The 12,137-nt window shown below is 56.0% G+C and carries 11 protein-coding genes; 6 read left to right on the top strand and 5 right to left on the bottom strand.

Translation table 11 applies throughout. From position 1 onward, the window contains the following. Positions 1-7: 7 nt before the first annotated feature. Positions 8-1,303 carry a (Fe-S)-binding protein gene (locus tag WCY31_RS09900; protein WP_345972253.1) on the top strand — a complete coding sequence of 432 codons (1,296 nt, stop codon included), beginning with the start codon at positions 8-10 and terminating at the stop codon, positions 1,301-1,303. A 74-nt stretch (positions 1,304-1,377) separates the two neighbouring features. After that, positions 1,378-1,515, top strand: coding sequence for a hypothetical protein (locus WCY31_RS09895; RefSeq protein WP_345972252.1), 138 nt, complete (start codon positions 1,378-1,380; stop codon positions 1,513-1,515). Here WCY31_RS09895 and WCY31_RS09890 read toward each other — a convergent pair. From WCY31_RS09890 to WCY31_RS09875, 4 genes are read right to left on the bottom strand one after another with little or no spacing between them, the layout of a single operon-like run. After that, positions 1,512-2,030, bottom strand: coding sequence for a phosphatidylglycerophosphatase A family protein (locus tag WCY31_RS09890; protein ID WP_428837489.1), 519 nt, complete (start codon positions 2,028-2,030; stop codon positions 1,512-1,514). The two genes, WCY31_RS09895 and WCY31_RS09890, sit on opposite strands and share 4 nt — an antisense overlap. Positions 2,031-2,053: 23 nt before the next feature. Continuing rightward, a complete protein-coding gene (locus tag WCY31_RS09885) occupies positions 2,054-3,244 on the bottom strand; it encodes a sulfate adenylyltransferase (RefSeq protein ID WP_345972251.1) in 1,191 nt (396 codons plus the stop codon). Further along, complete coding sequence (locus WCY31_RS09880; protein ID WP_345969668.1) at positions 3,222-4,109, bottom strand: response regulator; 888 nt, start codon at positions 4,107-4,109, stop codon at positions 3,222-3,224. The genes WCY31_RS09885 and WCY31_RS09880 overlap by 23 nt, the downstream gene beginning before the upstream one ends. Next, entirely contained in the window at positions 4,106-5,227 is a 1,122-nt protein-coding gene (locus WCY31_RS09875; RefSeq protein WP_345972250.1) for a bifunctional 2-C-methyl-D-erythritol 4-phosphate cytidylyltransferase/2-C-methyl-D-erythritol 2,4-cyclodiphosphate synthase, read from the bottom strand. Before WCY31_RS09875 ends, WCY31_RS09880 begins: the two co-directional genes overlap by 4 nt. 272 nt (positions 5,228-5,499) lie before the next feature. Here WCY31_RS09875 and thiC point away from each other — a divergent pair, with 272 nt between their 5' ends. The 4 genes from thiC to WCY31_RS09855 all read left to right on the top strand — a co-directional run bounded on the left by thiC (position 5,500) and on the right by WCY31_RS09855 (position 11,364). Continuing rightward, a complete protein-coding gene (thiC, locus tag WCY31_RS09870; protein ID WP_345972249.1) occupies positions 5,500-6,873 on the top strand; it encodes a phosphomethylpyrimidine synthase ThiC in 1,374 nt (457 codons plus the stop codon). Between the two features lie 19 nt (positions 6,874-6,892). Beyond that, the gene (locus WCY31_RS09865; protein WP_345972248.1) at positions 6,893-8,065 is read left to right on the top strand and encodes an Mrp/NBP35 family ATP-binding protein; all 1,173 of its coding nucleotides are present in this window, start codon (positions 6,893-6,895) and stop codon (positions 8,063-8,065) included. A gap of 184 nt (positions 8,066-8,249) precedes the next feature. After that, positions 8,250-9,002 (top strand): polysaccharide biosynthesis/export family protein, encoded by a 753-nt coding sequence (locus tag WCY31_RS09860; protein WP_345969664.1) that lies wholly within the window; start codon positions 8,250-8,252, stop codon positions 9,000-9,002. A 16-nt stretch (positions 9,003-9,018) separates the two neighbouring features. Then, complete coding sequence (locus WCY31_RS09855; RefSeq protein WP_345972247.1) at positions 9,019-11,364, top strand: GumC family protein; 2,346 nt, start codon at positions 9,019-9,021, stop codon at positions 11,362-11,364. Positions 11,365-11,373: 9 nt separating this feature from the next. Here WCY31_RS09855 and WCY31_RS09850 read toward each other — a convergent pair whose 3' ends face one another. After that, positions 11,374-12,111: a tyrosine-protein phosphatase gene (locus WCY31_RS09850; protein WP_345972246.1), complete on the bottom strand. Its 738-nt coding sequence runs from the start codon at positions 12,109-12,111 to the stop codon at positions 11,374-11,376. Between the last annotated feature and the right edge of the window lie 26 nt (positions 12,112-12,137).

The following is a 12,137-nucleotide window of genomic DNA, read 5'->3' as shown; positions in this document are numbered from 1 at the left end:
TTGCGCCATGACTAAACGGTATACGGAAGAGATTTTCAATTTTACGGCCACCTCTGACCAGTGCATTAAGTGCGGGAAGTGTATCCCCGTCTGTACGATCCACAACGTCAACGCGGACGAGGTGACGAGCCCCCGTGGTTTCATCGACCTGCTCGGTGCCTACGAGCGCGGCCAGCTGGAGCTGGACAAGACGGCCAAGGATATCTTCGAGAGCTGCTTCCTCTGTACCAACTGTACCGACGTCTGCCCCAAATCCCTGCCCACTGACATGGTCATCGAGCAGGTACGCGCCGACATTGCGGACAAGTTCGGCATCGCCTGGTTCAAGAAGGCGTTCTTCTTCCTGCTGCGCCACCGCCGCCTGATGGACTTCTTCATGAAGTCCGGGTACGCTTTCCAGACCTGCGGCTTCAAGATCAAAGAGCAGACCTCCTCCATGCAGCCGCGCTTCTCCCTGCCGCTGATCAAGAAAGAGCGCCTGCTGCCCTCCATGGGCAAAAAGTCCTTCCTGAACTCCTACCCGGAGATGACGGACAACGGCGGCAAGCGCAAAGTCGCCATCTTTATCGGCTGTCTGGCCAACTACAACTATACGGGCATCGGAAAATCGCTGATGGAGATCCTGGAAGTGCTGGAGATCGACGCGTTCATCCCCAAAAAGCAGCTCTGCTGCGGGGCACCGGCCTATTTTACGGGGGATTTCGCGACGGTGGATCATAATGCGAAGAAGAACATCGAGTACTTCGAAAGCTTCATCGACGAGGTCGAGGCGATCATCATCCCCGAAGCGACCTGTTCGGCGATGATCAAGATCGACTATGAGCACTTCTTCCACGACCAGCCGGAGTGGAAAGCGCGGGCGCAGAAGCTGAAAAATAAAGTCTTTATGGCGACGGAGTGGCTGGAGCAGAAGACGCACCTCTCCGAGTTGCTCGCTTCCAGGGGACGGCGCGATCTCACCGTCACCTACCATGACCCCTGCCATGCCCGCAAAATGCAGGGGGTCTACCAGGAGCCGCGCAAACTGATCGGCCAGAGCTACGCCATCAAAGAGATGAGCGATCCGAACGCCTGCTGCGGTTTCGGCGGGGTGACGATGCAGACGGAGAAGTACCACTTCGCCGAAGCGGCGGGCAAGCCCAAAGCGGCGATGATCAAAGCCAGCGGCGCCCAGGTCGTCTCCGCGGAGTGTTCGGCCTGCCGGATGCAGATCAACAACTCCCTGCACCAGGCGGAGGCGGAAACGGTCTTCAAAAACCCTATCGAACTCATTGCGGAAGCCCTGGCGCCGAACCCTTCCTGAACGGCCCTCGGCCGCTCGCACTCTGCTCACACATTCCCCGTATCATTGCGCTGATTTCATTCAAAGGAAACAGTATGAAAAAGCTGATGATTGCGTTCGGTATTGTCGGTGCGCTGGCCTCAAGCGCCTTTGCACACCATATGGCATATTATGAAGATGCGGGGATCTATATCCCGGAGTGGTCACCCCACCTGCTGATGGAGTTCTTCTAGGCGGCGAATGCCGCCGTTGCTTTGAGAATGACCTGCCAGACGAGTGCCGCGGAGATCCCCGCGAGCACGCCGGCGAGCAGGTCGTCACCCATCACCCCGATTCCCCCTTTTGCTTCACGGTCGATACGGCCGATCATCGACGGTTTCTTGATATCGTAAAGACGGAAGAATGCAAAGCCGAGCAGGCTCTGGACAAGAAAGCCGTTCTCCCACTGCGTCAGGGCTTCCGGCGCGATCATCATCCCCGGTGCGATGGCAAGTGCGAGCCACATCCCCGCCAGTTCGTCGATAACGATGCGCTGGTCGTCATGGGGGTTGCCGGCCTGCTCGTGGGCATCAATCGTTTTGACGGCGATCAGCGTGATGAGGATCGTGGCCAAAAAGAGGGTCTGCGGACCCAGGAAGAGCAGGATGGCCATCCCGATAGGCAAAGAGACCAGGGTTCCGACGGTACCGGGGGCCTTGGGGGAGAGACCGCTGTAGCCTACGGTCAGAAACATCCAGTTGAGTTTCAAATAGTGTCCTTTCAATACCCTACTTAGGTCAGTGATGTCGTCTGGTAGAGTTCCATCAGTTTGATGTAGAAGTCGCGGTCGGTGTGTTCTTCGAGCAGACCGTTGACCGGCATGATGTCGTAGTAGAGCTTCTCGATGTTCTTGATGCGACCCGGAAAGAGGCGGCAGAGCAGGATGGCGGAGATCTCTTTGCGCATCAGTACCGCCGGCGGCATGAGGCCCGTCTTGACGAGCTCCAGGATGGAGTCGGCGTGGTAGGAGATGTGGTGATGGTTGCCGTGGGGGCAGGTCTGGGTGCTCACCAGCGTCTTGCACTCGTTGCAGTAGACGTATTCGCGGGCGATGGCGACCTCGATGTCGATGCCGTGCATGCGGTCTTTGACGGACTGGTTGCTGTTGTGGTCGTAGTACATGCCGACCCCGGCGTGGTTCTGGCCGATCATCAAGCGGTCGCAGCCGAAGTTCTTCGCGACGATGGCGTCGATGATGACCTCGTTGTAGCCGGCGAAGATGTAGCTGTACTCCAGCGGGATGATGACGACACGGTTCCGGGGGAGGTAGTTCTCGACGAAGTAGGTGAGCGCCTGCTCCCGGATCTCGTAGCTGAGGTCTGCCTGGTTGTAGGGTTTGAGCAGGAAGATGACGACGAGGTCGGTCGTGTCCAGTGTTTGGCGGATAAGGCGTTCATGGGCGCGGTGCAGGGGGTTGGCCGCCATCATGATGGCCGTTGTATGCTTGGCACCGATACGCTGTTTGGCCTCTTCGATGTTCTGCAGGATCGGCGCGACAGGATCTTTTTCCAAGCTCAGCGCTCCGCTGACGGCGCGTCTGCCGAGGCGCTTCAGGGTAGAGCTGACGCCCGGATGCGAGGGGTTGTCCGTCCCGTAGATATGGCGTACGCGCTCGTTGGGGTCGATTTCGAAGACCTCCCCGACGACGAGCGTCCCGGAGCGTTCGCCGTCGACGATCAGGTCGAGTGTCTCATCAGGCTTGGCGTTTGCGAGAATTTTTTCATTCGTACTGCCGGCGGGAGCGAGAATGAAAGGGAAGGGAAAGGTCGTGTCATTGAAACGGCCCGTCGAGAGGACCGCTTTCATCTGCGCTTCGTTCATCAGCTCCGTCACCGGCGACAGCATACCCGCTTGGAGAATACTGAGGGCCGACAGGGCTTCCTGGTCGAGAAAGAGGGCGCTATTTTTTCTTGATGATGCCATACTTTTTACGCTTCTCCCAGAGGCTTTTACGCGAGATTCCCAGTTTTTTGGAGAGTTCCGTATCGGGGAATTTATGCTGATAATTTAACACGATATATTTAACATAGTCCTCGATCGGGAGGATATCGCCCTGTTCGAAGACGGTGCTGTCACTTTTTATCTCAATCACCTGAACGCCTTCGACATCGACGGAGTCGGTACTGGAGACGATGACGTTGCGCGCGTTGATGAGTTCAAGGAAGGGCTTGCGGTCGGCTTTTTTCAGCGACTGGAAGTCGGTGATGTAGAGCAGCGACGCGGCGGGGGCTTTGGAGATATCGTTGAAGGCGTTGCTGTTCTCCAGACTGATGTAGACCAGCTCCCGACCGTTGGTCTTCGCATAATCGAAGGCGAAACGGTCGGCGTATTTCTGAAAGTTCGAGGCGATGAAGACCGGCGGGGTAACGTTATCGAGATCCTGGGTGATCTTGACGCCTTTGAAGTGCTGGTCGAGGTAGCGCTTATAGGTCTCGTTGGCCAGTTTGAGGCGGTTGAACTCCTGGAAATGCTCGATCTTGCGGATAAGCTCTTCGATCATAAAGGGCTTGAGAATATAGTCTTTTGCCCCGGCGGCCAGCGGCTTGGTGACGGTGTCGTTGCTGATATACGAGACCATCAGGATGACGACGGCGTCGCGGAACGCCTCGATGACGGGGTAGATGTCCTGGCCGCTGATATTCGTCGAGAGCAGCACGACGTCATAGGCGACCCCTTTGAAAGCGTCCTGTATGGAACTGCTGATATCGCATTGATAGCCCAGTTCACCCAGTTTGCTGGCGATACTCTGTGCCAAATAGATCTCATTCTCAATAATCAATACTCTCATAACTGTGTCCAATCCATATAGTTTATCGTTGCGGTGGCGATCACGGCGACCCCCTCTTTCCGGCCGACGAAGCCGAGTTTTTCCGTCGTCGTCGCTTTGACGCCGACCCGTACGGGCGGCAGACCGAGCAGGGTGCCGAGCCGCTGTCGCATCGCCTCTTTATAAGGCGAGAGGCGCGGTGTCTGCGCCGCGATCGTGATATCGGCATTGACGATATCAAAGCCGTAGCGCTTCAGGCGCATGACGACCGTTTCGAGCAGCTCGGCAGAATCGATCCCTGCGTAGGTATCGTCCGTATCGGGGAAAAGCATCCCGATGTCTCCCATGCCCGCGGCGCCGAGCAGGGCGTCGATCAGCGCATGGATGGCGACGTCGCCGTCGCTGTGGGCCTTGAAACCGACGGGGTGGTCGATGGCAATGCCACCGAGGACCATGCTCCCTTCGGTATCGAAGGCGTGGACATCGAGGCCGTTGCCGGTGAGGACGGTCGCCGCCGGTCCTTCGAAGCACGCCATTGCCCGCAGGTCGGCCAGCGTCGTCAGCTTTCTGGCGGCTTCGTCCCCCTCGACGAAGTGGCGGCTGCCGCCGTCGGCAACGATGGCACTGCTTTCATCGGTATAGGTTTCATCGGTCGCCAGGGCCGTTTTGAGCACGTCTGTTTTGGAGAGCTGGGGGGTCTGGATACGCAGCAGCGCGCCGCGGTCGATCGTCTCGCCGTGGAAGGTAACGGTATCATGCACGCCGAGGGCCGGCACGATGCAGTCCGCTTTGTCACGCTCCGCAATCAGCCGGGAAATGAGCGCCGCATCGATGCAGCCGCGGGCGACGTCCGTGACCATGACGTAGGGCGTCTTGACCGCGGCCAGGGCATTGCCGAGGGAGCTTTGCCGGTCGCTGCCGCCGTTAACGACATGGTAGTTTCCGTGCAGGCGCATATAAGCGGCTTCCTCGGGATGCGCGGTGACGATCACTTCTGCAAACTGTTTGCTGCGGATGAAACGATTCGTAACAAATTGCCACAATGGTTCATCACCGATACGGAGCCACTGTTTTTTCACGCCGCACTGGAAACGGCGCGAATCTCCGGCAGCAAGCAGGATAAGCGTTAAATCAGACAAAAACTATCCTCTTTACGGAAAAATGTTACGAAATTATACAGGGCCAAAGCTTTTGTGCGCCTTGTGTAGAATCGTAATACTTTTTCTTTTCAGGCTGCCGGTGCAAGCGGAAAATTGCAGCGGATAATGTATGATTCCACAAATAAGATTGCTGCAATTCGGAGTAAATTTCTCTTAATTTATTTTGAAAGATTGTCGCTCGTTCGATATGCCGTTTGGCTTTTTATCGGCGGTGACTATATTACGCCAAAGAATTGCTACAGGAGTTCGCTATGAGAACCTCATGGGTAGAGAAACGTCAAAACGATAAAGTCCGTACGCAGATGTATTATGCCAAGCAGGGCATCATCACCGAAGAGATGGAGTACGTCGCCAAAATCGAGGATCTGTCGCCGGAGCTGGTACGCTCCGAAGTCGCCCGCGGCCGCCTGATTATCCCGGCCAACGTCAATCACACGAACCTCGAGCCGATGGCCATCGGCCTCGCGGCCAAGTGTAAGATCAACGCCAACATCGGCTCCTCGGCCCTGGCCTCCGACATCCAAGAAGAGGTGCACAAGGTCCAGGTTTCCCAACATTATAAAGCGGATACGGCAATGGACCTCTCCACGGGCGGGGACCTCGACGAGATCCGCAAGGCGGTTATCGAGAACTCGAAGATCCCGATCGGGACCGTGCCGATCTACCAGATCCTGCACGACGTCAACAACAAGATCGAGGACCTTACCATCGAGAAGATGCTCGAGGTGCTCGAACGCCAGGCGCAGCAGGGGGTGAGCTATTTCACCATCCACGCGGGCTTCCTGCTCGAGACGATGCCGAAGGTCGCCAAGCGTAAAATGGGGATCGTCAGCCGCGGCGGTTCGCTGATGGCGGCATGGATGATGCACTACCACCGCGAGAACCCGTTTTACACGGCGTTCGACGAGATCCTTGACATCTGTGCGCGCCACGACGTCTCCCTCTCCCTGGGCGACTCGCTGCGTCCGGGCTGTCTGGCGGACGCCAGCGACGATGCCCAGCTGGGTGAACTGAAAGTCCTGGGCGAACTGACACTGCGCGCCTGGGAGAAAAACGTCCAGGTGATGATCGAGGGACCGGGGCATGTGCCGCTCAACCAGATCGAGCGCAATATGAAGCTGCAGCGTGAGCTCTGCCACGAAGCGCCTTTCTACATTCTCGGGCCCCTCGTCACCGACATCGCGGCGGGATACGACCATATCTCTTCGGCGATCGGCGCGGCCGTTGGCGGCTGGCACGGGGCGTCCATGCTCTGCTACGTGACGCCCAAAGAGCACCTGGGACTGCCGAACGCGGAAGATGTCCGCGAAGGGATCATTGCCTACAAGATCGCGGCGCACGCGGCGGACATCGCCCGCGGCCGCAAAGGGGCGCGCGATATCGACGACGAGATGAGCGATGCACGCTACACCTTCGACTGGGAAAAGCAGTTCGAGCTGGCACTCGACTCCGAACGGGCCCGCGAGTACCACGACGAGACCCTGCCGCAGGACGTCTTTAAAGAGGCGGAGTTCTGCTCCATGTGCGGGCCGAAGTTCTGTTCGTACAAGATCACGCAGAACATTATGGATAACCCCGAAGCTATCGAAGCCATCGCCAAAGAAGCGGCGGCGGCACAGCACTAAACTTTAAAAGGAAACAGTTATGACAGAAGAAATTGTAAAATCGGCATTGTCTAACGTGACGTACCCGGGCTTTACGAAAGATATCGTAACCTTCGGATTTGTCAAAGAGATCAGTGTCAGCGGCAGCGACGTGAGCGTCACGGTCGACATCACCTCCAGCGCGCCGGAAGTGGCGCAGCAGATCACCGAAGAGACGACGGCGGAACTTAAACGCGCCGGCGCGGCCAACGTCACCGTCAACATCGCGGCACCGAAGATGCCGCGCGAAAGCTCCTCCAAGGGCAAAAACATCGCGCCGCAGGTGAAGAACTTTATTATGGTCAGCTCCGGCAAGGGCGGCGTCGGCAAATCGACCAGCTCCGTCAACCTGGCGATCGCGCTGGCGATGCAGGGCAAGAAGGTCGGTCTGCTCGATGCGGACATCTATGGTCCGAACGTTCCGCGTATGCTCGGCGTCGAGGATATGAAACCGGAGATCGAAGGCAACAAAGTCCTGCCGATCAAAGCGTACGGGATCGAAATGATGTCTATGGGTTCTTTGATGGAAGAGGGACAGTCGCTGATCTGGCGCGGCGCGATGATCATGAAGGCGATCGAGCAGTTCCTGCGCGATATCCTCTGGTCCGAACTGGACTGTCTCGTCATCGACATGCCTCCGGGAACGGGTGATGCGCAGCTGACCCTGGCGCAGAGCGTTCCCGTCACCCTCGGCGTGACGGTCACGACACCGCAGACGGTCTCCCTGGACGACTCCCGCCGTTCACTCGACATGTTCAAGAAACTGCATATCCCCATCGGCGGTATCGTCGAGAACATGAGCGGTTTCATCGCGCCGGACACCGGCGTTGAGTACGACATCTTCGGCAAGGGAACGACGGCGCCCCTCGCGCAGGAGTTCGGCACGCACATCCTCGCAGAGATCCCGATCGAGCCTGCGGTCCGCATCGGCGGCGACGAAGGCAAACCGGTCACCTATGCGAAACCGGAATCCGAAACGGCGAAGCGCTATATGAAAGCGGCCGAGGATATCTGGGCACAGATCGAAAAGATCAATGAAGAGGGCGGCGTCGACAACAACGCGATCCAGCCCAATACCCCTCCGGGTGTCTCCGCCTGCTCTACGGCAGCGGCCCCGCAGCAGAGCGAGCAGAGCAGCGGCGAAAGCTGCGGCACAGGCTGCGGCTGCCACTAAAACAGACGCCCTCGCGGCGTTTTCTTCATCAATTGTTAACAACAGTTTTCCTCTGTTTAGCTTCTTGTTACCATCTATAGACTATAATCCTTCGCATTTTAAAGAACGATCTGGAGATCCTATGTCCCTGCGACTGTTAACGATTTTGATATTTTTTTCGCTGTTGATGTTCAGCGGATGCTCGATGAAGGAGTACCGCCTTTTTCAGGACGAAAACGTTTCCGATGAAACGACGGCGATTTCAGAGAAGGAGTACCACGCCGAAATGGTATTCGAGAATATCATCGCGCCCAATGACCGGGTGTCGGTGATGGTCTACAACCAGTCTTCGGCAGATTCGCGGCAGATGACCTCGATGGTCAGCAGCCGGGGAGGAGCCAGCTCCGCCATGTATGCCGGCAGGGACGAGACGCTGGGGCTGCTGGTAACCCAGGAGGGGACGATCCGTCTCCCACTGATCGGCCGGCAGAAGATCACGGGGATGACGGAGGATCAGGCGGCCAGTTTTCTGATTACGCAGTATCAGAAGTACCTGCGCAACCCCTATGTGACTGTCGAGATCATGAACCAGCGCATCTTCGTACTGGGTGAGGTCAAAGATCCTGGTGTCGTGTCGGTGACGAACGGGATGATGAATCTTGTCGAGGCCCTGGCCCGCTCCCATGACCTGACTGATTATGCAGACCGGACCAACATTAAGATCATTCGCGGGGATCTGCGTTCACCTGAAGTGCGCGTTGTCGATCTGACGGAGATGTCGGCGATCCGTCTGACAAGCCTTTTTCTCAAGCCCAACGATATCGTCTACGTGCAGCCAAGAGCAATGAAAGGCTACAACATGGCCTTTAAAGAGATCGCACCGCCCTTCCAGCTCCTCTCGGCCATGCTGCAGCCGTTCGTAAATATCGTCTATCTGGATAACAATCTTGGGAAGTAATATGGCACAGGATAACATGACAACTATTGAAGATGATGAAATCGATCTGAAAGCGCTTTTTGCAACAATCTGGCGCCGCAAAATTGCGGTTATGACGTTTACGGTCGTTATCGCGTTTGTGGCGGCTATTTTCGCCTATATCACCCCCAACGTCTATCGGGTCAGCACAATGATCGAAGTCCAGGAGGAGAGCAACAAGTTCGGCAGCGGATTGGGCAATATGGATATTATGTCGCAGGCCTTCGGGATCAGCGGCGTCAACCTTGACAATGAACAGCTTGTGATCAAATCGCGTTTCTTGCTGCAAAAAGCGCTGGGGTACCTCGATATCGGCACCCGATACTTTACGAACAAGCATTTCCGGGAAACAGAGCTTTACAAAAATTCGCCTTTTATCGTTACGACAACCTTTATTGATGAGGATGCCTACGGGGCCCGTATAAAGCTGATTCCAATAGATCAGGAGCGTTTCGAACTGAAAATCGATCCCCCTTCGATGCTGAATCCCCGGGTAATTCTGCGCAAAATCGGCCTCTTGCCGTCGCCGGAGCATGCGCCCGTCATTTATGAGGGAACGCATCGATACGGCGAGCTGATCTCGTCACCGTGGTTTAAACTCAAGGTGAACCGTATTACGGAGCTGACAGAAGATGAGTACAGCTTCAGTGTTACGCCGAATCAAGAGATGTGGGAAATGCTCCAGGAGAATCTGACGACATCCCTGGCATCCAAAATGGGTTCGATTATGATCATTTCGTATGAGGATAACGTCCCGCTGCGTGCCCAGGAGATCGCCAATGCGGTCACACGGGCCTATCTGGATCAGGAGATTGAAAGCAAAACGGCCGAGGCGGACCATACCCTCGCTTTTATCGACGATCAGCTCAACGCCATCAACAAAGCGCTGCAATCGTCGCAAAAGAATCTGGAGCGCTTCAAACAGAGTAACATCGTCGTCGATATTTCGCAAAAAGCGTCGATCACGACGGATAAATTGAGCGAATACGAAAGCAAACTCCAGGAACTCGATATTCAAGAGAGCGTTCTCGCCAACTTGCAGCAGTATATGCTGAACAATGCGGATATTTCCGGAATTGCACTGGGATCGGCAGGCTTCGCCAATCAGGACCTTGTAGCGATGATCTCCGACCTGAAAGAGAAAATGGTAGAGCGCAAAACCCTCTTGGTCGAATATACGGAGCTGCACCCCGATGTCGTTAAGCTCTCCGAGTCCATCAGTTCAATGCGCAAATCGATTCTCTTCACCATCGACAGCTCCTTGAAAGTGATCCAGCAGCAAAAAGATGCCTTGACCAAGATTGTCAATGATTACAAGCGGTCGCTCGAAGCACTGCCCGGACAGGAGCAGAAGCTCGTCAACCTGACCCGGACAACGATGGTCAATGAGAAGATCTACAGTTTCCTGCTGGAAAAACGGGCCGAAACGGCGATCCTGCGCTCTTCGACGGTTTCCAAAACACGGATCATCGACTCGGCTCTGCTGCCGAAATCGGATGAACAGGTCAAACCGAAGCGTGCGCTTATTGCGGTCGTCGGTCTGATCCTCGGCTTTATCCTCGGGATTTTCTACGCCTTCGTGCGTGAGTTCCTTGACAACACGGTTAAAAGCCAGGAGGACATTCAACGCCTGACGCATATCCCTGTGTACGGAATGATTCCGACGGTCAAGGGCAAGAAGTTCAATTCGATTTTTTATGAAGCGTTCCGGGCCCTGCGTACCAATCTGGAGTTCATGCGCAGTGACAAGGCGCACAAGACGGTCGTCGTCACCTCGACAGTTTCGGGGGAGGGGAAGACGACGGTCTCCGCAAACCTGGCGACGATCTATGCGAAGAGCGGGAAAAAAGTTGTCGTGCTCGATCTCGATATGCGGCGGGCGAAACTGAGCGAATATTTCGATCTCAGGAATGACAAGGGACTAAGCACCCTGCTGAGTCACCGTCATAATCTGGATGAAATCATTCAGCACTCCGAGCAGGATGGTGTGGACGTGATTGCCGCCGGCCCTGTCCCGCCCAACCCGTCGGAGCTGATTATGTCCGACTATGCCAAAGAGATGATGCAGACGCTGCGCGAACGCTATGATTACATTATCCTGGATACCCCGCCGGTCGGTCTCGTGACGGATGCGGCGATTTTGATGCACCAGGCGGATGTGTCTTTGCTGGTGACACGCTACGGCTATTCGAAAAAAGAGTTTGTCCGCGGGCTGGACCGTTTGGTGCAGGAGCACAAGATCGATCATGTCGGTATCATCTTTAACGGCGTAGATATTGAGAAAAACTACGGTTACGGTTACGGTTACGGCTACAAGTACGGCGGCGACAAGTACTATACGTAAACGCGCCGTTTAAAGAGTGTTGTTGCGGAGAGTATTGTTACGCTGCACCTTGGCGACAACGTCGGTATGCAGCGTTTTGGTCAGGGCGTCGATATGGCGCCGGTGGTGGGTGTCGGATCCGAGGTAGCTGATCCATCCTTGATCCATCAGACGGCGGGCGGCTTTCTGCACCGGTTTGGAGTAGTACCCTCCCAGGGAGTTGATATTGACCTGGAAGCGGACGCCCTTCTCCTTGAGGCGGGGATAAGCCTCTTCATCCTTGTGCATATAGAGATAGCGCTCGGGGTGGGCGAGCACCGGCTGGTAGCCGCGGCCCTGGAGTTCGAAAACGATGGTCTCAAGGTCGATGGGAGGGATCACATAGGAGAGCTCGAAAAGTACTTCATTTTCGCCGAAGGTGAGCAGTTCCTCTTTTTCAATCAGTTCACGGAAGTGCTCGTCGACATAATACTCGGAGGCCGCGTCGATGCTCACGGGGATCCCTTCGGCGTCGACCGCAGTGCGCAGCGTGTCGAGTCCGTGCAGGATCGTGTCGCGGGAGTTGGGGAAACGGTGCATCATGATATGCGGCGTCGTGATCAGGCGGCGGTACCCCAGGTCGTAGAGGGAACGCACGAGGCTCAGTGATGTTTCAAGGTCTTTGGCCCCGTCGTCGATGCCGGGAACAAGATGCGAATGCAGGTCGGTCGTCAGCGGTTCGGAGCTGTTTTTTTCAGGCCGTATCAGGCGTTTAAGTCTCTCGTACATCGCGCAATCATAGCAGAAGCAGATTA

This window comes from Sulfurimonas sp. HSL3-1, from assembly GCF_039645995.1.
GTDB classification, from domain to species: domain Bacteria; phylum Campylobacterota; class Campylobacteria; order Campylobacterales; family Sulfurimonadaceae; genus Thiomicrolovo; species Thiomicrolovo diazotrophicus.
Note: the sequence above shows the minus strand (reverse complement) of the source record. Positions and strands in the feature narration are given on the sequence as shown.